18 protein-coding genes and 1 pseudogene are annotated in these 23902 nt (G+C 46.3%); 11 read left to right on the top strand and 8 right to left on the bottom strand.

Features of this window, described 5'->3' with window-relative positions; translation table 11 throughout:
* Window positions 1–51: 51 nt before the first annotated feature.
* The 5 genes and pseudogenes from F3I09_RS04075 to F3I09_RS04055 form a co-directional block, all read left to right on the top strand.
* Window positions 52–1221: pseudogene (locus F3I09_RS04075) on the top strand (3-dehydroquinate synthase); the annotation flags it as partial.
* A complete protein-coding gene (eboE, locus tag F3I09_RS04070) occupies window positions 1208–2422 on the top strand; it encodes a metabolite traffic protein EboE (protein WP_149693747.1) in 1215 nt (404 codons plus the stop codon). The pseudogene F3I09_RS04075 and the gene eboE, both read left to right, overlap by 14 nt.
* Window positions 2423–2467: 45 nt before the next feature.
* Window positions 2468–3835, top strand: coding sequence for an alkaline phosphatase family protein (locus tag F3I09_RS04065; protein ID WP_149693746.1), 1368 nt, complete (start codon window positions 2468–2470; stop codon window positions 3833–3835).
* 95 nt (window positions 3836–3930) lie between these two features.
* Window positions 3931–4536, top strand: a complete 606-nt coding sequence (locus F3I09_RS04060; protein ID WP_149693745.1) for a hypothetical protein — start codon at window positions 3931–3933, stop codon at window positions 4534–4536.
* A gap of 320 nt (window positions 4537–4856) precedes the next feature.
* Entirely contained in the window at window positions 4857–5645 is a 789-nt protein-coding gene (locus F3I09_RS04055) for a sulfite exporter TauE/SafE family protein (RefSeq protein WP_149693744.1), read from the top strand.
* 147 nt (window positions 5646–5792) lie between these two features.
* Here the strand turns inward: F3I09_RS04055 and F3I09_RS04050 are convergent, their stop codons facing one another.
* The 3 genes from F3I09_RS04050 to F3I09_RS04035 all read right to left on the bottom strand — a co-directional run bounded on the left by F3I09_RS04050 (window position 5793) and on the right by F3I09_RS04035 (window position 9969).
* Window positions 5793–6134: an MmcQ/YjbR family DNA-binding protein gene (locus F3I09_RS04050; protein ID WP_223233126.1), complete on the bottom strand. Its 342-nt coding sequence runs from the start codon at window positions 6132–6134 to the stop codon at window positions 5793–5795.
* 395 nt (window positions 6135–6529) lie between these two features.
* Window positions 6530–8293 carry a DUF885 family protein gene (locus F3I09_RS04045; RefSeq protein ID WP_149693742.1) on the bottom strand — a complete coding sequence of 588 codons (1764 nt, stop codon included), beginning with the start codon at window positions 8291–8293 and terminating at the stop codon, window positions 6530–6532.
* Window positions 8294–8592: 299 nt separating this feature from the next.
* The gene (locus F3I09_RS04035; RefSeq protein WP_149693741.1) at window positions 8593–9969 is read right to left on the bottom strand and encodes a DUF1080 domain-containing protein; all 1377 of its coding nucleotides are present in this window, start codon (window positions 9967–9969) and stop codon (window positions 8593–8595) included.
* 242 nt (window positions 9970–10211) lie between these two features.
* Between F3I09_RS04035 and F3I09_RS04030 the strand changes: the two genes are divergently transcribed.
* From F3I09_RS04030 to scpB, 6 genes are all read left to right on the top strand, one after another.
* Complete coding sequence (locus F3I09_RS04030; protein ID WP_149693740.1) at window positions 10212–13202, top strand: TonB-dependent receptor; 2991 nt, start codon at window positions 10212–10214, stop codon at window positions 13200–13202.
* A gap of 19 nt (window positions 13203–13221) precedes the next feature.
* Window positions 13222–14835, top strand: a complete 1614-nt coding sequence (locus tag F3I09_RS04025; protein ID WP_149693739.1) for a RagB/SusD family nutrient uptake outer membrane protein — start codon at window positions 13222–13224, stop codon at window positions 14833–14835.
* A 207-nt stretch (window positions 14836–15042) separates the two neighbouring features.
* A complete protein-coding gene (locus tag F3I09_RS04020) occupies window positions 15043–15624 on the top strand; it encodes a DJ-1/PfpI family protein (RefSeq protein ID WP_149693738.1) in 582 nt (193 codons plus the stop codon).
* A gap of 107 nt (window positions 15625–15731) precedes the next feature.
* Window positions 15732–16664: a WG repeat-containing protein gene (locus F3I09_RS04015; protein ID WP_149693737.1), complete on the top strand. Its 933-nt coding sequence runs from the start codon at window positions 15732–15734 to the stop codon at window positions 16662–16664.
* A 272-nt stretch (window positions 16665–16936) separates the two neighbouring features.
* Window positions 16937–17821 carry an ATP synthase F1 subunit gamma gene (gene atpG / locus F3I09_RS04010; RefSeq protein ID WP_149693736.1) on the top strand — a complete coding sequence of 295 codons (885 nt, stop codon included), beginning with the start codon at window positions 16937–16939 and terminating at the stop codon, window positions 17819–17821.
* A gap of 151 nt (window positions 17822–17972) precedes the next feature.
* Window positions 17973–19313 carry an SMC-Scp complex subunit ScpB gene (gene scpB / locus F3I09_RS04005; protein ID WP_149693735.1) on the top strand — a complete coding sequence of 447 codons (1341 nt, stop codon included), beginning with the start codon at window positions 17973–17975 and terminating at the stop codon, window positions 19311–19313.
* Between the two features lie 231 nt (window positions 19314–19544).
* On the opposite strand, the gene F3I09_RS04000 is transcribed toward scpB, so the two are convergent.
* The 5 genes from F3I09_RS04000 to F3I09_RS03980 form a co-directional block, all read right to left on the bottom strand.
* Window positions 19545–20357 (bottom strand): purine-nucleoside phosphorylase, encoded by an 813-nt coding sequence (locus tag F3I09_RS04000; protein ID WP_149693734.1) that lies wholly within the window; start codon window positions 20355–20357, stop codon window positions 19545–19547.
* A 208-nt stretch (window positions 20358–20565) separates the two neighbouring features.
* A complete protein-coding gene (locus F3I09_RS03995) occupies window positions 20566–21165 on the bottom strand; it encodes a DUF1080 domain-containing protein (protein ID WP_149693733.1) in 600 nt (199 codons plus the stop codon).
* A 118-nt stretch (window positions 21166–21283) separates the two neighbouring features.
* Window positions 21284–22849 (bottom strand): ribonuclease Y, encoded by a 1566-nt coding sequence (gene rny, locus F3I09_RS03990; protein ID WP_188133674.1) that lies wholly within the window; start codon window positions 22847–22849, stop codon window positions 21284–21286.
* Window positions 22850–23216: 367 nt separating this feature from the next.
* Complete coding sequence (locus F3I09_RS03985; RefSeq protein ID WP_149693732.1) at window positions 23217–23510, bottom strand: cell division protein ZapA; 294 nt, start codon at window positions 23508–23510, stop codon at window positions 23217–23219.
* 20 nt (window positions 23511–23530) lie between these two features.
* Entirely contained in the window at window positions 23531–23839 is a 309-nt protein-coding gene (locus tag F3I09_RS03980) for a hypothetical protein (protein ID WP_149693731.1), read from the bottom strand.
* Window positions 23840–23902: the final 63 nt, after the last annotated feature.

Here is a 23902-nt window from a genome sequence, read left to right as displayed (position 1 = left end):
ACTTTAACGGCCTGTTTGACGATTCATTAAACGAAAGAAACATCAGAGCGATTATCCATGCAGAGTATTCAACAGACTTTTAGTGTAGATTATTCATATAAGGTCTTTTTTACCCGGTACCTTTTTAATCCAACTAATCCGGAATTCCGGAACTACCTGGTGTCCCAGACTACACAGGGACTTACCAAGAAACTACTTTTTATTTTAGATGACGGCGTAGCCAAAGCCCATCCGGCGCTTGCGACAGAAATAGCAGCTTATTTACAACAGATAGAAGGTTTTAAGATAGCAGGAGATGTGATTCTTGTACCCGGTGGGGAAGCCTGCAAAAATGACCAGGACCTTTTTTATCGTTTGATAGACCATGTGGATGCGCAGGGCGTAGACCGACATTCATTTGTGGTAGCTATCGGCGGTGGCGCTGTACTTGATCTTGTGGGAATGGTGGCGGCCGTATCACACAGGGGCATCCGTCATATTCGTATACCGACCACCGTACTGTCGCAGAATGATTCGGGAATAGGTGTAAAGAACGGTATTAACTACAGGGGAAAGAAGAACTTCCTCGGTACGTTTGCCCCGCCAGCCGCAGTGTTTAACGATGCGCAATTCCTGACTACGTTATCTGGGCAGGATTGGCGCTCAGGTATATCAGAAGCGGTAAAAGTAGCGTTAATAAAAGATGCAGCCTTCTTTGAATGGCTGGAAGCCAATGCGCAGGCCCTGGTGAATAATGATTTACCCGTAATGCAGGAGTTGGTATACAGATGTGCCGCTTTACATATGGCGCATATCGGTGGCAGTGGTGATCCGTTTGAAAGCGGTTCTTCGCGTCCGCTGGATTTCGGCCACTGGAGTGCACATAAGCTGGAACAACTGACAGACTTCGCTTTACGTCATGGAGAGGCTGTTGCAATAGGAATAGCTGTTGACAGCGTATACTCCTCCCTGTTAGGATGGATTGATACAGCGGCTGCAGAAAGGATCGTTCGTTTGCTGGTGAATCTGCAACTGCCAGTCTATCATCCACTGCTGGAAATGCAGAACGGTGTTTCGTCGCCTGTTATCAAAGGCTTACAGGAGTTCCGGGAGCATCTGGGCGGACGTCTGACTATCTGTTTGTTGAAAGCGATAGGACAGGGCGCAGAAGTACATGTAATAGATGAAGTGTTACTGAATAAAGCTATAGAGCATTTAAAAGTGAACTATGCGAGTATCTGACCATTCTTATTTAACCTATTGCACGAACATTCATCCGGGTGAGAACTGGAGTGCTCATTTTCAGCAACTCAAACAATTCATTCCGGCAGTCAAGCAGGAAGTTTCTCCTGATAAACCTTTTGGCATCGGATTACGCTTATCCAATACGGCCAGTCTGGAACTGAGTAAAGAAGATGCCCTGCTTGAATTTAAGCGGTGGCTGCAGGAACAGGATTGTTATGTATTTACCATGAATGGATTCCCCTACGGAGGTTTCCATCATACTGTAGTGAAAGACCAGGTACATACCCCCGACTGGACAACGGCCGAGCGGGTAGCCTATACCATACGCCTGTTCCGCCTGCTGGCAGCGCTGTTACCGGAAGGCATGGAAGGAGGCATCTCGACTTCTCCACTCACCTATAAATTGTGGCATGTGCGTTGCGAAACGGAAAGAGATGCTGTGATGGAGAACGCTACCCTCAAAGTATTACTCGTAGTAGAACAGTTGGTACGCACCCGCCGGGGAGGAGGTCCCCTGATGCACCTGGATATTGAACCAGAGCCTGATGGGCTAATGGAGAATTCGCAGGAATATCTTCACTGGTATCTGAATTATCTGTTGCCATATGGTGTGCCTTTTCTGCAGGATAAGTTTGGCATGAGTGAAGAAGAAGCGACGGCAAGTATAAAATCGCATGTACAGTTATGTTATGACGTATGTCATTTTGCACTGGTATACGAATCAGCAGAAGGTGTATTGAAGAAACTGGATGAGTATGGTTTAAAAGTGGGTAAGGTACAGATCAGTGCCGCAGTAAAAGCCCTACTGCCAGCAGAGATGGCGGCAAGAGCGCCATTGATTGACGCCTTCCGGGAGTTTAATGAAACAACCTATCTGCACCAGGTCGTGGCGCGCAAGGCAGACGGGTATGTACATTATCCGGATCTTCCGCAGGCATTGGAAGATGCTGCCAATCCGGCGGTAGAAGAATGGCGCTCGCACTTTCATGTGCCGGTATTTATTGATAGTTACGGTGTATTATCATCTACCCGTTCCGATATAGAGAAAGTATTAGAATTACAACGGAAACAACCATTTACACAACACATGGAAGTCGAGACTTATACCTGGGATGTATTGCCGGCTGATCTGAAGTTGCCTATGGACAGGTCCATTTCAAGGGAACTGCACTGGGTGTTGCAACAGCTGAACAAATAATCCTGAATCTAGTTTTGACCCACATATCCTAACGGCGCCATTCACATGAAAAAAACAGTAGTAATTGACGTAGTAGGGCTTTCCTCCTCTCTGATAGGTACTTATACACCTTTCCTGCAGTCATATGTCAGCCGGCAGCACTTGTCGACCATTAAACCCATGGTGCCAGCCGTGACCACAGCCGTGCAGAGTACTTATGTTACCGGCCAATGGCCTTCCGAACATGGTATTGTCGGCAATGGCTGGTACGACAGGCAGGACAGTGAAGTTAAATTCTGGAAGCAGTCCAATAAACTGGTGGAAGCTCCCAAGATATGGGACAAGGCCAAACGTCTTGATCCTTCCTTTACCTGCTCAAAAATGTTCTGGTGGTATAACATGTATTCCACCGCCGACTATTCTGTCACTCCCCGTCCACAATACCTGGCTGACGGCAGAAAGGCGCCGGACTGCTATTCCCAACCGGCCTCCCTGCGAGACCATCTGCAGAAGGAACTGGGTACGTTCCCTTTATTTCAGTTCTGGGGACCGGGGGCTAATATCAAGTCCACACAATGGATTGCTGATGCGTCCATGATAACGGATAACTTATATGACCCGACATTAACGCTGATCTACCTGCCTCACCTGGACTACTGTCTGCAGAAATTCGGGCAGGACTTCACCCGTATCAGCAAAGAGCTGGGGGAAGTTGACGCAGTATGTAAGCAGCTGGTGGAGTTCTATGAGAAGAAAGGTTGCGAGGTGATCATCTTATCTGAATATGGTATTACGAATGTTAATCATCCTATCCACCTGAACCGCCGTTTCCGTGAGGAAGGTCTGATACAGATCAGAGAAGAAAGGGGACTGGAACTGCTGGATGCCGGTGCTTCAAAGGCATTTGTGGTAGCAGACCACCAGATTGCACATGTATATGTAAATGATCCTTCTGTTTATAAGAAAGTCCGCAGTATTGCGGAGAATACACCGGGAGTGGAACTGGTGCTTGACAGGGAAGGCAAACGGCAACATCATCTGCATCATTCACGCAGTGGCGAGTTGATACTCGTAGCTGATGCCAATAGCTGGTTCACCTACTATTACTGGCTGGATGATGCAAAGGCGCCGGACTTTGCCCGTCTGGTAGATATCCATAAGAAACCGGGATATGACCCGGTGGAGATGTTCATGAACCCTGCCGATCCCCTGATCAAACTGAAAGCAGGATTTAAACTGCTAAAGAAGAAATTGGGCTTCCGCTATCTTATGAATGTGATACCATTGGATGCTACGCTTATAAAAGGCTCTCACGGGCGTATTTCTGAGGATAAGGCCAATCACCCTGTACTTATATCGGGTCGGGTGCCTCAGGGTCAGGAGCTGGCTGCTACAGACGTTTATGGTGTGATCTGGAACTCGCTGACGAGATAACTTTGAAATAGGGGATCAGGAATTGAAATGCCGGAATGGGTTTCAAGCAATTCCTGGTCCCTTATTTTTTCGTATATATACGAAAACACTACCCCATGAAACAACTCTTCCTCTCTGCATGTATACTCCTGCTTACATTCGGGTCTTCAGCACAGGACAAATCCTTTCTTTATCAGCATAACAGACAACGGATCAACAGTACCAAAACTGCCATGCTTGTACTGGGGGGCTGGGGGCTGGCAAATATGACGGCAGGACTGATCGGTAATGGTACCGCCAGTGGAGAAGCGAAGTATTTTCACCAGATGAATGCTATCTGGGGTGTTATAAATCTGGGTATCGCTACTGCCAGTTATCTTGGCAACAGCCGGCTGGACCCTGGGAAATACAACTGGCAGGCAAGTGTGGAGGAGCAGCATAAAATAGAGAAGATCTTCCTGATCAATGGGGCGCTGGACCTGGCCTATATGGCCGGCGGATTGTATCTGCGGGAACATGGCAAACTGAAACTTACGGGGAAGGCGTATGACCGCTGGAAAGGTTATGGTAATTCTTTGATCCTGCAAGGTGCTTTTTTGCTGTTTTATGACGGTGTTAACTTCACACTGCACCATGCTCACGGTAAGGGATTATTTCAGCGGTTTGATCAACTGCAGTTGAGTGTTGCTCCGGGAGGTGTGGGAATGGTGTATAGTTGGTAATATTCGCCTATATCTTCTCTTTTTGCCTTTTCATAGTGAACTTATTCAAATCATAGATTTAGTAGGCTAGATAGGTTATACACGGGTGTAAGCCGCTGCTGTCAAAATTATTACCTCAGGTTATCTGCGATAACTTTTAGTAATAGTGACACCCCGTCCTGAATTTTGTTGAACCCGTACCAGTGCTGTAGCTTTGAACTGTCCTTCCATTAAAACATCGATGTATAACTGAAGAGGATATCTGTAATTCACACGTACCAACCATCAAATAATAAGCAGTTCGGCTTCACACCAGGCCTGTTTGCTGAAGGAAGTAATTTATGATCACATTATTGCAACAGACCGATTATCTGGTCGTTTTAGTCATCGGCGTTATTGTCGGTTATCTCTCCGGTTTACTGGGCAAGGGGGGAAGTGCGGTCAGCACACCTGCCTTGCAGATCTTTGCAGGGGTAAATCCATTCTATGCATTGGCCTCACCGTTACCGGCTGCTATTACGAGTACAATATCCGCAACTACGGTATATAGCCGTCAGAAGCTGTTTAACAAGCGGGTCATCGTTACCGGCGCATTGTTCGGCATACCTGCTACGCTGGTGGGCGCATGGCTTAGCAAGTTCTTGCCGGGAAAGACATTAATGGTCCTGACCGCTTTGTTTATCGTATCGATAGGAGGCTCTTTATTGTTTTCTTTCCTGCGCAAAAAGAGTCACGTCGAGGAGCATCCTGTAGATGCCGTGGAAGGTAATCATATACTGATCGTGGTGGCTTCGCTGGCTATCGGGCTATTGTCCGGGCTGCTGGCTAATGCCGGAGGCGTATTGTTCAGCTCCTTCTTCATTAAAAAACTGCATATGCCTATTAAGCAGGCGCTGGCCTGCTCTATTTTATTGTCAGCATTATTATCGGTACCGGGGGCACTGGCGCATTGGTGGCTGGGGCATATAGACTGGAATATTGCGTTAGTGCTGTCACTGACAGCTATTCCATCTTCTTATCTGGGCGCCAAAACAGCGGTGAAAATGAAGTCTCCTTTGCTGGAGAAGTTGTTTGCCTGCACGCTGATCATATTTGGGTTATACGACATCATTTATACTCTTTGGAAATAACCAATGGGGGACATGGGGATATGCTAGAAGTAGAGAAAACACAAATGGCTCGCTAAGCGAGCCATTCTTTTTTTAATATTATAAGCGCTGCCAGGCGCTATACGCAAAACTTCCTCTTGTATCAACAGCACCAATGCATTACTACCGTTATACTCTTTCTTTCCGGATCTGGGTCCGTTCTTCGGGAGGTAATGTACTCACCACGAGATCATACGCATTTTGAAGAAGCGACTGTAATTCAGGTACAGGGAGGGTGTCCAGTGATCTTATCTGTACCCAGTGATAACGAGCCAGATATGGGGCTGGCACGATGCCTGGTTGTGAAATAAGACGGTGAAAATCCTCCAGACGGCATTTCAAGGATACGCGATGTGGCTCGTTTTTGGAGATCATGCAGAATAATTTTTCTCCTACGGAGAAGCGCAGATCTTCATCCCATTTTTCTTCCTGTGTTACGGCAGGAAATGCAAGACAGTAATTAAGGGTCATGTCAAACATAATACTGGCAGCTTAAAAAGTTAAAAAATTGTTGAGTGGAAATATAAAGGCAACTAAAAAGTGAAACAACAAATGATGGTAAAAGGTTTGTTGATTGTCTTCTTATTCCAGCATTGCCAGACATGAGGTCTGTTCCGGATATGTTTGTTTTCGTTGTATATAGCTGATGAACAACTAACCTAAAACCGTGAGGTTCCTGACTCTATTCTTACTATAAATTTAAGTATCTTTTCCCAAAGCCTGATGTATATTTTTTGTTAACAACTGATATAGACAAGTCTGTAAACAGGTAGTCCACAGGGAATAATCACCAGATTTCTTATAGGTTAAAAAAGTACTATAAGTTAGTGATTATCGCCTATGGACTATTACTCCTTATGGATGAGTTACTTAAACCGTCTTGCCATTTTTTCTTCCAGCACACTTAGCGGTACGCAGCCATCTTTTAACAGTTCATCATGGAAATTTTTCATACTGAACCCAGTAGATTGACTGTATTTATCCCGCAGCTCGCGAATTTTCAGCTCGCCGATCTTGTAAGACAAGGCCTGACCCGGTATGGCCATATACCGTTCTATTTCAGCCACAGCCTCATGTTCACTCACAGGTTCATTATCCATCATGTATTTGATGGCCTGCTCCCTGGTCCATCCTTTGGAATGCATGCCCACATCCACAACCAGGCGGATGGCGCGATGGATCTCGTCTGACAGGTGACCGAAGTAACTGTAGGGATTGGTATAGACGCCAAGGTCCCTGCCCAGGCTTTCACAGTATAATGCATAGCCCTCGCCGTAGGAACCGATCCAGTTGAAACGGCGGAATTTAGGCAGGGAATCGTTTTCCTGCTGGATGGATATCTGGAAATGATGCCCCGGGATGGCCTCGTGCAGGAACAGGCATTCCATTCCTGTATAGTTGAACGTTGACGCGTCCAGGATAGGCACATAAAAGATGCCGGGACGGGAGCCATCCGGACTTCCCTGCATATACTCAGCGCTGGCGGAGGCTGCGCGGAAGGCTTCCGTCTGGCGGATCTCAAACTTCGTCCTGGGCAGATGTCCGTATAGCTGTTTTACGGCGGGCATGATCTTTTGTTCAATTGCCCTGAAGGAATCCAGTACCTGCGAAGGGGTAGTAAATATCTTAAATTGTTTATCTGTACGGATGAAGTTAAAGAATGCGGGCAGGTCGCCAGTAAAGCCGGTGCTGTTCTTCACAGAATCCATCTCTCTTCTGATACGGGCCACTTCTTTTTCTCCGGTAGCGAATATCTGATCCGGTGTCAGATCGGCGGTTGTCCAGAATTTGATCAGGTGCAGATACCATTCCTTCCCTTGCGGCAGGCCGTCAATACCGGTGCTGGTGCGCGCTTTGGGCAGGTATTCATTGGTAATGAAGTCATGCAGTTTCGCATAGGAGGGAAGTACATACTGCTCAATAGCCGCCTTATAGGCAGTGCGTAGGTCATTCTTACCCGTGCTGTCAAGATCGGCCGGGAGGAGCCGTAAAGGTGTATAAAATACGTTGTTGGTGTCTTTCTTTGCGAGGTCGGCAAGTTGAGGTATTACTTTCGATGCGAGCGCTTTCGGTAATACATATCCCAAAGACATACCACGCCGCATGTTTGCAATAGCTGTATCACTCCATTCCGCAAAGCTTTTCATTCTCGAAATGAACTTTTCATAATCTGCTTTGTTCTTAAACGGCTGGGCGCTTGTACCTGAACCAAATTGGGGGAGCGTAAGGGTAAGGCCCCAGAACTGCTGAATAGGCATCAGGTGATCCGGAAAGCGGAGACCTTCCCTTCCTACGGAAATTTCCCTTTGCAACATGGAATAGCTAATCAGGTCATTATCATTGAGTATTGTAGTATCAATTCCCTGTAACGCTTCCTGATAGCGGGTATAAAAGCTATCCAGTTTTAATCGGAAACGATCGCTGATATCGATCTGCAGCATCCCGTCGTACTGATGTTCGCCATTCATGGTCGCCTCTATGGGAAAGAATTCCATTTTCTCATCATAGTAGTGCTGAACAAGGTGATGCAATGAATCCGGAGCGTTATTTCCAGCGGGTTTACCCGGTCCTGAGCAGGAGGCTGAAAAGAGCGTCACTGCCAGCAAAAGGGCGTAGTTAGTCTTTAGCATGTTTTGCGATTAGATGAAGGTGATATATTTCTGTACGTTATAAGCTTCCGGATAGAATAAACATAAAAAAAACACTCCGAAGAATCGGAATGTTTTATATAGAACAGTGAACAATGAAAACTCTTTCATCAGTTGATAAAGCCATTATTATAAATTTATAGTAAAGGCAAGTAATTGATTCCGTGATGCTTTATCCCACAAACCTGAATATACGGAGCCTACTTTTATCAACCCGTCTGCCTGGACAAGCCAGCAAACGAATGCAAAATTAGCTTAATTAACAAACCAAACTTGTTAACCTATTTTAAATTTTTGATTTTTATGCTACGGAATGACACTGTATTGCCGTGGTCTTGCAATAAAATGTGTCCTTCGGGCCACAGGCCAAAGTTATTCCAATTTTTATACTTGCTGATCGCTACCAGGTCTTTAAATTCTTTGGAACCTCTGTCGTACTCAACCATTTTGAAACCATTCAACCAGTGTTCAACATGATTGTTGGGATACACAATTATACGCCCTTTATTCCATTCTCCAATCTTCTTTATCGCGGCTTTATTCAGATCAGTATTTTTCCGGGGAATCAGGTCATACAGGGAAGACAGGGTCCTGTTACCGTCACGGCCCAGTTTTGCATCGGGATGACGCTCATCGTCGAGCACCTGGTATTCCAGTCCTATGGCTGATTTACCCTTTGTATCGTAGCTTTCTTTTACATTATATTTTACCCCGCTGTTGGCGCCTTCGGTCAGTTTGAAGTCAAACTCCAGCTCGAAAGCGCTGTATTCTTTTGTGGTTACGATATCGCCGCCGGAACCCATTTCATCGCCGTTGGACTGGTGGATAGACAATTCGCCGTTCTCCATTGTCCAGCCGGTGGCCGGAAACTTATCCTGATTCACCCTGCGCCAACCATTGCCGGTTTTACCATCCCATAGTAACTGATACCCATTTTTCTTCTCCTGGCCGGAAACGTTGTTGGGAACATCATTGACTACATATATATTATCATATGGCGAATATTGGGACGCAGCCGGATTTTCCAGGATGCGGATATTGCGCCAGTGGATCTGTTTACCTTTATCGTCTTCTTTGTAGATCTGGTGCACCTGTAATGCGATGAACCCTTTCAGGGTCATATCATCGATCAGGTGAGCAGTAGGAACACCATTTACCCAGGTACGTATTTCCGTGCCACGGCACTCTATACGGTACTTGTTCCAGCCTTCTTTTTTAAATGCAGATTTAGCCGCGGGATTCAGTTCCAGCGGATACAACCATCCACGGCGGGCCTCATCATATATACCGCCGCTCCAGGCACGGTCGCTGGGATCAACTTCCATCTGATACCCATGTACACGGCCATTGTTGTATTCCGGTGTACTTTCACTGCGGAACTGTATGCCATAGTTCATAGGAGCATCCAGCTTCAGTTCCAGTTCAAGTATGAAATCACCGTATTCTTTTTCCGTTGCAAGGAAGGAATTTGGGCTGCCGGCCACGGAAGTGCCGTTTATCATCCCATCTTTAGCATCATAAATTGCTGTCCCGTTTACTTCTTTCCAGCCATTCAGTGTCTTACCATCGAACAGGTTTTTCCAGTCTGCTTTCTTTTGCTGGGCGACAGAGAAGCTGCTTATAAGTATGGCGCTGCATACCAATAACGTGTTTTTCATAACCATAACCTAAAGTACTCTTAAAAGTAAATAATGATAACTACTTATTCAACCGATTGCACAAATTTTATGATAAGCGGTATTATTTCAGGTTGATTTTATGCAATCGTTTGCAATTTATAACTAATCTACTTAACTTGTACTACCCCATTCTCTGAAAAATGTTTTAGAAAAACCTGATCGAACTTATAGATGATTGTTTTTCAGGGAGGTGTATTCTGTTACAAATTAAAATTCTACGTATGAAGAACACGTTATCGAAGGCGGGCGCCATCTTACTATGCCTGTTATTGTATGGCACATTTATCAGCGCCCAATCCATCCCTATCAGGGGGAAAGTTACCGGACCGGACGGTAATCCTATTATCGGTGCTTCCGTATCCGTCAAGGGACAAAAGACGGGAACAGTGACCGATGTTGCCGGCTCCTACAAACTTCAGGCACCGAAAGATGCTGTGCTGACTTTCTCCTTTATTGGCTTCCTTCCACAGGAAGTGCCTGTGAACGGCCGCTCAGACATTGAAGTAAAACTCGCGGAAGACCAGAAAAAACTCGACGAAGTTGTCGTAGTCGGTTATGGTCAGCAAAAGAAAAAGGATGTGACCGGAGCCATATCCTCCATCAGCAGTAAAGCAATTATGGAAGTTCCTGTAACCAATGCACAACAGGCGCTCCAGGGCAGAACACCGGGGATTGATGTATTAAATAACAGTAACAAACCAGGCGATGAGCCTCAGGTAAGGGTTAGGGGAACACGTTCTTTATCAGCAGGCAATGACCCGCTCTATGTTGTAGACGGAATTCCATTTGCCGGTAATCTCAATGACATCAACCCACAGGACATTGCTTCCATGGACGTATTGAAAGATGCTTCCGCTACCGCTATCTATGGTTCACGTGGTGCAAACGGGGTTGTACTGGTGAGTACCCGCAAGGGAAAGATCGGTAAACCACAGGTGAATTATAGTGGTATGTATGGTATTGTTAACTCACTTGGCAGAACTGATATGATGAATAGTCAGCAGTATCTCGCCATGAAAAGGGAAGCAAACCGTGCGGCAGGACTCTATGATGATAGTAATCCTGATGCTTCAGATGCGAAGATATTTACCGCTGTGGAGCTGGCTAATATTAAAAAAGGTGTGAACACCGACTGGCAATCCCTTTTGATAGACCAGGGCTGGCAAACCCGCCATTCACTGGGTGTAAGCGGTGGTAATGAATCCACCAAATACGCAGTGACGGGAGGTTACTTCAAAGACCAGGGCGTACTGAAATTACAAAGTTATGAACGCTATAACCTGCACATTGCCGTTGATCAGATGATAGGCAAACGTATACAGATTGGCGCCTCTTCACTAACTACCTACAGCATGCGTAAAGGCAGCACCTACAATGGTATGAGCGCCTCGCTTAAAATGCTGCCTATTGCAGATCCATACGATGCTTCTGGTAAACTGATCACCTATCCTACAGCAGATAACCAGCAGCCAAATGCATTGCTGGATTATCAGGATGGCAACCGCGTGGAAAGACTAAGCCATATTCGTTTCTTTAACAGCTTATATGGTGAAGTGACCATCCTTGATGGATTAAAGTACCGCCTCAATGTTGGTACCGACGTTTTCCAGAACAACTACGGCCTCTTCCAGGGTAAAAAGAATACAGACCTGCTCATAGGCGGTGGCGATGCTACTGCTACCAAACAGGGACAACTTGTGTGGGCATATACCGTAGAGAACCTGCTGACTTACAACAAGACCATCAAAAAACACTCCCTGAACCTGACTGCATTATACAGTGTGCAACGTCAGCGTGAAGACTCCTCCTCTGCTTCTGTAAGAGGTATTCCGGTAGAGTGGCAGGAATATTATAACCTCGGACAGGCAGCTAACGTAACCGCCATCGGAAGTCAGCTTGGGACATGGACGATTCTGTCTTATATGGGACGTTTGAACTACGGTTATGACGACCGGTATTTATTGACATTGACCTTACGTGCGGACGGTTCTTCCCGTTTTGCGCCAGGACATAAATGGGGTTATTTCCCTTCAGTAGCGGTAGGATGGAATATGACCAGCGAAGATTTTATGAAGAACGTATCCTGGATTGAAAACCTGAAACTGCGTGCCAGCTACGGCCGTATCGGTAACACCGGTATCCCTCCATATGCTACGCAGGGCCTGCTGGGACGTATGCCTTATTCCTTCGGTAATAAAGGTGTGACCGGCTTTTCTCCGACCCTGCTGCGTAATCCTAACCTTACCTGGGAAACTACAGCTTCTTTCAACTATGGCATTGACTTTAGTTTCTTTAAAGGAAGACTTACCGGTACTATTGATCAGTACAAACAGAAAACAACCGACCTGCTGTTACAAAGATTCCTGCCTTACAGCAATGGTGTAAACTATGTACTGGAAAATACAGGTGTTACACAAAACACGGGTGTGGAACTAGGTTTGTCTGCCATCATTCTTAATACAAAAGGTGGCTTCAACTGGTCTATGGATGTGAACTGGTTTATGAACCGTGAGAAGATCCTTGCACTGGGTGAAGGTAAAACACAGGATGTAGGTAATGGCTGGTTTGTAGGAAAGCCTACCTATGTGTATTATGATTACAAAAAAGTAGGCATCTGGCAGGACGAAGCATCTGCACAGGTTTACAAACAACACCAGGGCGAAATACAGCTGGCAGACCTTAACGGTGATAAAAAGCTGGACGATAAGGACCGTACCATTCTGGGGGCACCACAGCCTAAATGGTCTGGTGGTATGACACAGCGTTTCTCTTACAAAGGAATTGACCTGTCCGTTGTTGCGTTTGCCCGTATGGGTAGTATGGTAAAGAGTGATTTTTATTCTACGTTCAATACACTCTTCGGACGTTACAATAACCTGGATGTAGACTACTGGACGCCAACAAATCATACCAATGCTTTCCCCCGTCCAAATGCCAACCAGGAGCGTCCAAACAACTACAATACACTCAGTTACTTTGATGGAGATTTCATCAAGATCCGCAACATCACGCTTGGATACTCTCTGCCTTCCAGCATAATGAAACGCTGGCAGATGGAGTCATTGCGGTTCTCTGTAGATGTAAAACAACCAATGATCCTCGCGCCTTACAGGCAGAAGTACAAAGGTATCGATCCTGAAGACGTGAATATTATCGGTGTGGATGCACCTGCTACCTGGATGCTGCAGTTTGGTGTCAATGCTACTTTTTAATGCAACAAAAAAAATCTTTATGAGAAATATATGCTGGTACCTGTTCTTATGCGTGTGCATTGTAACAGGGTGTAATAAAATGCTGGATGAAGATGTGGTATCTTCTGTAACTGATGATTTTTACAATAACACTGCCGGTTTCCAGACTGCGGTAAACGGCAGCTACACCGGTCTGCGCAGCTTTTACAGCACAGAGCGGGGTATGACAACGAGTGTATTCGGTACAGATACTTATACGAATGGTTCTGATGGTGATTTCAAATTTGCGAATCAGTATACATCGCAGCTGGACCCCCGTTATGCTCACCTGCGTGAAATATGGAATGCCTTTTATCAGGCTATCAATACCTGTAATGTCGTGATCGGAAGAGCTGATCAGATACCCGATCTGGATAGTGCTGTAAAGCGCTCAGGTGTAGCTCAGGCACGCTTCTGCCGTGCGAACTATTATTTCATACTTGTGCAGATGTTTGGTGCAGTTCCGCTGAGATTAACAGAGAATAAGGAGATCCTTACCGAGGCTCATCGTGATCCGGTTCCTGATATTTATAACGCTATCCTGGCCGACCTGCAATATGCTGCACAGACATTGCCTGTTACACAAACGGAATGGGGCAGGGCTACCAAACCGGCAGCTGAACATCTGATGGCAAGAGTATACCTGACCAGGGCTACTTCAGCAGCCAAAGGGGCTACCGACTACGATAGTGCTGCTACGTATGCCACCCGTGTAATCTCTCAATACGGCATGCAGCTGCTACCGGATGTTGGTCAGGTGTGGGCACAGGGTAAAGAGAATAATGCTGAGACTGTTTTTGCTGTACAATTCACTACGGATGCATTGTATAATGCTACGGACAATAACGCCTGCCGTTTCTTCCTGATGCAGTATGATGTACTGGGTGGTATGAAACGTGATCTGGCGAATGGTACTCCATGGAAGCGTTTCCGTCCTACAAAGTTCCTGCTGGATACATTGTTTGCCGACCGCGTGCATGATACCCGTTATGGGAAATTCTTCACTACTGTATGGTTTGCCAATGCCGGTAGTACCAAGCTGAAGGTAGGAGATACTTCTGTTTATATGCCGGGATATAATGTGACGGATGAGCAGATCGCCAGCAAGAATTATCAGCTGGTGCCTCCGCGTAATTATACAGAACGTTTGTATCCTTCACTGAACAAATTTGCAGATGCTTTGCGTCCGGACAATCAGGCCTCAGGTGTGCGTCCTTTCATTGCTTACCGCCTGGCGGAAGATTATCTGATTGCTGCGGAAGCATTGATGTATAAAGGAGATAAAACCGGTGCAGTGGGTTATCTGAACACACTGCGTATGCGTGCAGCACGTGTAGGTCCTACAGAAGCTGAAACCAGCGCACATCGCGATGCTATGAAGATCACAGAAGGCCAGTTGAATATAGACTTCATCCTGGATGAACGTGGTCGCGAACTGGTAGGAGAGCAGCTGCAATGGTTTGACCTGGTACGTACCAACAAATTGCTGGAGCGTGTACGCCTCCACAATCCACAGGGAGGACCCAATATTGAACAAAAACATATGCTGCGTCCCATTCCGCAGGATCAGATAGACAGAACAAGCAACGAGTTCCCGCAAAACCCTGACTATTGATCGGGCTGGAAGAAGGCTCTTTCATCGTATACAGTTATCTGAATTCCTGGTTTAAGTAGTCAGGAGAGAGGACGTACACGAACAATATTTCCCTCATGAAAATCCAGTGGAGGCTGTATCGTTAATGCGATACAGCCTCTTTACATTACTTTTGATACTTCCTCCTTTTTTTCATTAACTTTAGAGACACCCAAAAATCCCCAGTTCATGTCACAACAAAAGATCCTCTTTCTTACAGGCGATTACGCAGAAGATTATGAAACAATGGTACCCTTTCAGATGATGCAGATGATCGGGCATACTATCCATGCCGTTTGTCCGGATAAGTCGGCGGGGGATAAGATCATTACCGCCATCCACGATTTTGAGGGAGATCAGACTTATAGTGAGAAGCGGGGACATTATTTTGTGCTGAACGCATCTTTTGCAGATGTACAGGTATCCTCCTACGATGCATTGATGATAGCCGGAGGAAGGGCCCCGGAATACCTGCGCCTGAATACAAAGGTGATTGACATGGTAAAACAATTTGTAGCTGCAGGCAAGCCTATTGCTGCCATCTGCCACGGCATACAAATTCTGACAGCAGCAGATGTAGTGAGAGGCAAAACATTGACCGCCTACCCTGCTGTGGCGCCTGAGGTTACACTGGCTGGCGGAAATTATGCATCCGTGAACATTGATGAAGCGGTCACAGACGGCAACCTGGTGACTGCCCCTGCATGGCCTGCTCATCCGCAGTGGGTTGCGGCTTTTCTGAAGGTGCTGGGCACAAATATCCAGTTATAGCGATCTTATTATTGATCTGTTTGTCTGGTGCCAGTGAGTAGTTTACATATTTATTATATTCAAATGCCTCTTTTTTTACTATTTTTGGTAGCATAATCCTGCTACCTATGAAAAAGAGTCCTATTCTCCTGTCCCTGCTGTTTCCAGCTATTATGGGCTATTCCCAGTCGTTAACTTCCCCCGGTAAAACAGCGGGAGATTCCCTTCTCCTGGTAAAGATTGAAAAAGCTGGCAAATACGGATTTACCGATACGGCGGGTAAGGTGGTTATTGCACCGGTATATGATGCGATAGCGCCTTTCCATAACGGGTTGGCAGCTGTGAAAAAGAATAAAAAATACGGTTTCCTGCTGGCCGATGGCAAAACTTCTTCCCTGAAATATGACTCTGCCTGGATGAAAGAGGGGCATTACCCAATGGTAAAGCTCAACGGTAAAACCGGTATGCTGGATAGTAAGGGAAAGGAGCTGATATCTCCCAAATATGATGATGTGGCCGGACTGAGGGATGGCTATGTATCCGTGTTTGTAGACGGTAAATACGGCGTGGTCAATTCCAATGGGAAAATGGTTTTAAAGCCTGAATATGAGCATCTTGGTTTTGTGACAAATGGCAGTATGCTGGTATATATCGATGGAAAATGTGGCCGTGCTGACCTGGTAAAAGGTAAGGTAGTAATGACTCCCTACGAGAAGGTAGGTCCTTTCCGGGACGGAATGGCCTGGGTAAGGCAGGAGAAAAAATTCGGCTTTATCAACATAAAGGGAGAGTTGGTGATCCCACTGGCGTACGATTGGGTAGGCAATTTCAATGAAGGCCTGGTAGCTGTAGCCACCGGCGGGAAATACGGCTTCATTAATAAGGCTAACCAGGTGGTGATACCTCAGAAATACGATAAGGCGTACACTTATTCCAAAGGCCGGGGGTTGATCCGGCTGAACGGCCGTATTGGTTATGTGGATAAGGATGGTAATGAATCCTGGCCTGAAACAGCGGCCGCGCTGCCTAAGGAACCGGCGGAAGGCGCTCAGAATAAATAAATTGCAGACAGGCCCCAGGAGGTCAACATATTCAACACAAAGCACCAGGGCTCCGTTTAGGAGCCCTATTGCTTTGTAGCCCGGGGGGACAACCCCGGGGCGGTTAAATGTGGCCCCCGTTGCGTCCCACCGTTTGTCCGGTTAAATCCGCCGCCCCGATATGTTTTCTAACACATGCTCAATTAGACATGTTTTTTATTACCTTTGCAGCCAAATTGAAAAGCCCCCAGGGGCCTTATTATCATTCAAAATAAAGTAATACATAAAACATTATGTCCGGTCAGCTTAAAGAAGTTCGCAACCGTATAAAGTCAACACAGTCTAACCTGCAGATCACCAAAGCCATGAAAATGGTAAGTGCTGCCAAGCTGCGTCGTGCACAGGATGCTATCTTGCTGATGCGTCCCTATGCGCTGAAACTGCAGGAAATGTTGAAGAACATTGTTTCCAACAGTGAAGGAAGCATTGATCTGGCACTGGCGGCTCAACGCCAGGTAGAAAAGGTGCTGCTGATAGTGATCACTTCTGACAGGGGATTATGTGGAGCTTATAACTCTAACCTTATCAAGCTGACCAAGCAGGTGATCCGTGAGAAATACGAGGAGCAGTTTGCCAAAGGTCATGTAGAAATACTGCCTATCGGTAAAAAGGGTTACGAGCACTTTGTAAAGAATGGTTATAAACTGAACGATACTTTCTGGCACCTGTTCGCTCACCTGGATTTCGAACACGTAAAACAGGCGGCTGCTTTCGCAATGGAAGGCTTTGTTGCAGGTAATTATGATGCCGTAGAGATCATCTATAGTGAATTCAAGAATGCAGCTACCCAGCGCTACGTATCTGAGCAGTTCCTGCCAGTAGCCCGTGTAGAAAATACAGATCAGAGCGCCGGTCGTGCTGATTTCATCTTCGAACCAGAGAAGAAAGCCCTGATCGCCGAACTGATGCCGAAGATCCTGAATACCCAGCTGTACAAGGCAATGCTGGATGCCAATGCTTCTGAACATGGCGCCCGTATGACTGCGATGGATAAGGCGACTGAAAATGCGAACGAACTGCTGCGTAGTTATAAGATCTCTTACAACCGTGCACGTCAGGCAGCCATTACAACCGAACTGACTGAGATCGTGAGTGGTGCAGCAGCGCTGGAAGGTTGATCATAGCAACTTATACACATCGAATTAACATCAGGATATTTTGATTTCTTCATAAGGGTCAAAGGCTGTATTTTCGGCCTTTGACTTTTTTCTTTTACAGATGTGGTCGTGGCTTTCGCCTTTCCGCACCTGAATACTGAAAAACCGGATAATGGAACTTTCACAAATCATACCGCACATAGAATCATTGATATTTGCCGCAGACAGGCCTTTGCCGCTGCTGGAAATACTCGATCTGTTGAACAATGCGCTGGCTTTCCTGGAAGACCGTGCCTCACTGGAACAGGTGGAGACGGCACTGGATGCCATCAAGGAGAAATACAGCTCTGAATTCTATCCTTTCGAGGTAAGGGAAAGCGGTGGGGGCTACCAGTTCCTGACGAAGAAAGAATATTACCAGACCGTTGCACAACTGAATGGGGAGAAGTTCCTGAAACGCCTCTCTACGGCGGCACTGGAAACCCTGGCGATCGTTGCTTACAAACAGCCGATCTCCAAAGGTGAAATAGAACATATCCGTGGCGTAAGTACTGATTACTCTATCCAGAAACTCCTTGAAAAAGAATTGATTGTGATCTCCGGTCGTAGTGAAACCCTGCCCGGTAAACCACTTTTATATTCTACCTCCAAGGCCTTCATGGACTATTTCGGTCTGAACTCTCCTAAAGACCTGCCGAAACTGAAAGAAGTATTTGAAGATGAAGGTATTCAGCCTACTCTTGTGGGCCTGGATGGTAATACCGAATCTCCGGATGACGATGGCCTGAATATGGTGGTATCTGAAACTGGAGAACTTGTTGAACGTGACCTTATACACAATGACGACGCTAACGCCGGACTCAATGGGCACCATGCAGATTTGACTGAGGAAATTCCGGTAGTGGATGAAGATATTCCGGTGAAAGATCTGGAAGATGCTGAGGAGGAAGACCTATCTGCCAAAGGAATCCTACCTGCGGTAGTTGAAGATATTCCTGTAGTGGATGAGGAGACTCCGGAGGCTGTGGAAGACGGGGATACTGATGATGCCTCTTTGAATAATACTACTGATGAAGAAGATGTCCCTGTTGCTGATGGCGATAATGTAGTGGCGACAGACGATGATATAGCCGCTTTCCTGGAAGCAGCTGCAGACCTGGGGCCTAAGGATGACGATGAGGAAGATGAAGAAGACGAGGATGAAGAAGACGAGGATGATGAGGACGATGAGGACGGCGATGAAGATGAACTGGATGAGGATGAAGATCTCGATGATGATGACGAGGATGGAGAGGGCGAAGATGATGACGATGAGAATGACAGTGATGAAGATGAGGAAGACGACGACTTCGATGAGGAAGATGAGGAAGATGAGGAAGAGGATCCTGATTTAGATGATGACGAAGATGCTGATGGTAAAGAAGAAGATGTAGATGATGAGGGCTTTTATAAAGAAGAAGACTTCGAAGACGAGGGTGATGACGACGAGGATGACGACGACGACAAAAAGTAAATCTGCAGATATTTAAAGCCGGTCATTGCTATTACGCAATGACCGGCTTTTTTTATTACATGTCCTGAGAAGTCATTCCGCTTATGGTGTCCTCACCGGGGTGGTCGTTTGAAGTAAGTCAGTATAGTTATCGATAGCGGCACTAATAACAACATAATTATATGGGATAAACAAAGCCCCTCATAGTTTGAACAACTGTGAGGGGCTCGTTACTATCTACAACAACAACGCTTATAACTTGCTTATAACCGCTGCAAAGATCTCACTCAGCTTTTTATCCGCAGTACCCGCTACGGCGATGATCTCTTCTATAGACACCGGGTGCAGGTTGTCAGGATCGCATTCATCTGTGATTACAGAAACTGTTGCACAGGGCAATTGCAATTGGTTAGCTACGATCACTTCCGGCACAGTACTCATTCCAACAATGTCAGCACCAATAGTACGCAGGTAGCGGTATTCTGCCCTCGTTTCAAGATTAGGGCCTGTAACGGCGGCGTATACCCCATTGGTATGCATTTTATGTCCCAGGGAGGATGCTGCGGTTAATAATGCTTCACCCAGCGCCTGATCGTAAGGACGGCTCATATCAGGGAAACGGGGGCCGAAATCAGGTGAGTTGAGTCCACGGAGGGGATTATCAGTCTGAAGATTGATATGATCGTCCAGGAGCACCATATCGCCTTTAGAATAAGCTTTATTGATACCACCGGCAGCATTACTGAGCAGGAGGTACTGAATACCCAGGGCTTTCATAACGCGCACGGGGAAGGTAATCTGCTGCATGGTATAGCCTTCGTAGTAATGAAACCTGCCCTGCATGGCAATGACAGGCGTGTCTCCGATATGACCATAGATCAGTTGCCCCTTGTGTGATTCTACGGTAGATTCCGGGAAATGGGGAATCTGGTGATAAGGGATGCTTTTCTGGATTTTAATATGATTGACCAGTTGACCAAGTCCTGTGCCCAGTACGATGCCTACACGGGCAGGCTGGAGGTCTTTCAGAAAGGCTGCTGCGTCTTTTATTTGCTGTTGAAGCATGGTTTTATCAGTTACGAATTATCAATTACGATTAGACAGCAGCGAAGGTAATAGCTAATTCTTGATTGAGGATTGACATTCGTCAAATAGTAGAGAAGGGGCATGACTACTGGTGGAAGCCTGGGACTGTTTACAAGCATCCGCAGTAAATAAAAACTGCGATGAAACAGTCCTAAAGAGTGCTTCATCGCAGTCAGTCTGTTATTGTTTAGTCAAGACTGGTAACTGAAATATTCTTCCATCTCACTTTGATCCCTCCACCGGAATGGATCTGAAGCGCGATCTGTCCATTGGCGCCACCGATCTTGTCGTCAGTGAGTGTTATCATTTCCTGGCCATTCAGGAAGGTGGTGACATTATTGCCTTTGACGATCACTTTCATGGTGTTCCATTCACCCTCTTTTAAGTACTGTTCTTTATCGGCAGCCGGCTGGATCAGCCATCCGCGACCGTAAGATTCGTATATACCCCCGGTATGTTTGCCTTTTGGCGCTACCTCCGCCTGCCAGCCGGTGATCTTTGTGCCTTCAATAGAAGAGTGGAAGAACACTCCACTGTTACCGTCAGCTTCCTGTTTGAATTGCAGGGTCAGTTCAAAGTCCTTGAACGACTGGTTGGTGGCCAGGTAACCATATTCCTTATCGGGTCCGCTTTCACAAACCAGGGTACCGTCTTCCACGTACCATTTTTCGGTGCCGTAGATCTTCCAGCCTTCAAGGTTTTTGCCATTGAAGAGGGACTGTTTCTGTGCGAAGATGAGAGGACTGCCCATGAACAGGACGGCAGCCAGCAAGAGGAGTTTTTTCATTTTTCAGAACGGTTTTATAAGCTAAATGAATACGTGGAACTTAAATGTAAGAAACTAAAAATAAAAAAGGCGCCCTGTTTTCAGGACGCCTTCTAAAATAGGTTATACAGTTGCCGGTTTAGCGTGCTACGTTTACAGCACGTTTTTCTCGGATCACGGTTACTTTGATCTGACCTGGGTACTGCATTTCAGTCTGGATCTTGTTAGCGATCTCGAAAGACAGACGGTCAGCGTCATTATCGGTTACTTTATCACTTTCAACGATCACGCGCAGTTCGCGGCCGGCCTGGATAGCGTAAGCCTTTTCCACACCATCATGGGCGAGGGCCAGGTTTTCCAGGTCTTTGATACGTTGCAGGTAGCTCTGCATGATCTCACGACGGGCACCAGGACGGGCGCCGCTGATAGCGTCACAAGCCTGTATGATAGGGGAGATCACGTATTGCATTTCCATTTCATCGTGGTGAGCGCCGATAGCATTTACTACCGCAGCATGTTCACCGTATTTCTCAGCCAGTTTGGCACCCAGCAGGGCGTGGCTCAGTTCAGTTTCTTCATCAGGTACTTTACCGATGTCATGCAGCAGACCGGCGCGTTTTGCCAGTTTAGGGTTCAGACCCAGTTCTGCAGCCATCACAGCGCAAAGGTTAGCTGTTTCTTTGGAGTGCATCAGCAGGTTCTGACCGTAAGAAGAACGGAAACGCATTTTACCTACCAGACGTACCAGTTCTTTATGTAAGCCATGGATACCCAGCTCGATCACGGTTCTTTCTCCGATATCCATTACCTGCTCTTCCAGTTGTTTCTTGGTTTTTTCTACCACTTCTTCGATACGCGCAGGGTGGATACGTCCGTCCTGTACCAGGCGTTGCAGGGACAAACGGGCGATCTCACGGCGTAATGGGTCGAAGGAAGACAGTACGATAGCCTCAGGGGTATCATCCACGATCAGGTCTACACCGGTAGCGGCCTCAATAGCGCGGATATTACGGCCCTCACGACCAATGATCTGACCTTTGATCTCGTCACTTTCCAGGTTGAACACAGTGATAGCGTTCTCGATGGTCTGCTCGGCGGCAGTACGCTGGATGGACTGAATGATGATCTTTTTAGCTTCTTTGTTTGCCTTCAGTTTGGCATCCTCGATAATCTCCTGGATGTGTGCCAGCGCCTGTGAGCGGGCTTCTTCTTTCAGGCTTTCGATGAGTTGGTGGCGGGCTTCTTCTGCAGTCAGGGCCGCTACTTTCTCGAGGCGACGGATGTGTTCTTCCTGGTGTTTTTCGAGCTCAGTACGTTTTATTGCAACCAGTTCCATCTGACGGTTGAGGTTTTCCTTGATCGCCTCATTCTCCTGCATCTGTTTCTGAAGACTCTCGGTCTTCTGGTTCAGTGTCTGTTCTTTCTGTTTGATGCGGTTCTCTGAATCTGCTATTTTCTGGTTACGTTGTAAAACTTCTTTTTCGTGCTCACTTTTCAGCTGGAGGAATTTCTCTTTTGCTTCGAGCAGCCGGTCCTTCTTGAGGTTTTCTGCGGTAAGCTGTGCTTCGGATACTATTTTCTGCGCCTGTAATTCGGCCTCCTGTATTTTATGTTGAGTGTTCTTGGCAAAAATCACCTTACCTAACAAAATACCTATGATCAATGCCACCACTGCAGCTATTGTCGACATTAAAGTAACTTCCATACAAAAATTTTAATACTTGATTTATGTTGCATTCCTGGCCATATCCCATTCCGTGGAAAGGTAGAGGGTTTAGAACTTGATTCGCGAAAATACAAAAAAGAACGTGCGAAACGCCGGGATAATGAGCTGATATGCAGATGTGTGGGAGCTTACAGGAAAACCCTGTACTTGATAAGTGGATAAAGCGTTGATTATCTTAGTAGTATGTTGTAATTTTATTGCAATACGTTACTAGCTGCTAATCTACTTTTTCAAAATATTTAGTGCGTCACAGATCTGTGTTAATCAGGAATGAAGGATCAGGAATAATGCCCGGAGCGAAATTTTTTTAATCTCTTCCCGGTCCTGATATTTCAATCCTGGTTCGTTACTTCAGCGAGCTGTCCAGCAGCGCTTCGAGGTGCTGTAACTTCTCTTCCAGGAATGGCGCAAGGCCAGCCTGTATCTTCCCTCCGCTTGTCACCGGATGGGTGGCGTACATGATAAGGACCATGGCAATATAATCCTGCAGGTCTTTACCAGCGTACGCTGTCTTGAATTCAATGATCTTTTCGTTCACTTCCTTCATGGTACGGCGTACTTCCTCTTCCTCTTCCGGCTTTATCTTTATGCGGTAAGACCTGTCGGCCACCACAATGTTAATGGGAATCAGCGGTTCCATGTCGGTAAATTTGGTTTTAACTAGCTGTTTAACAGTGCGATACAGCGATCGATCTCTTTTATATAATCATTGATCTTGTTTCGCATTTCCTTTCTGAATTCTTCATCGTCTTCCCGGCTGGACGGCGATCCCTGGGTGGCCACGGCCATTTTGGCCAGGTGTAGCTTATTTTCCAGGGTGGCGATCGTTTCATCCCGGGCTGCCAGTGTTTCTTCCTGTTCCTGCAATTGCTCTTTCAGCAATACATTTTCAGCCTGCACCTGCTGTAGCTTTTTCAACAACAAATGAAGCTTATCGTCTATCCTTTGTATGTACTGCTCTAAAGCCATAAAGTTCAATTCATTACTAAGAATTAAGAAGCGAGGTCATTATACCCACTTCTTAATTCCTAA

The sequence above is a fragment of the Chitinophaga sp. CF418 genome (assembly GCF_900142925.1).
Taxonomy (GTDB): domain Bacteria; phylum Bacteroidota; class Bacteroidia; order Chitinophagales; family Chitinophagaceae; genus Chitinophaga.
Note: the sequence above shows the minus strand (reverse complement) of the source record. Positions and strands in the feature narration are given on the sequence as shown.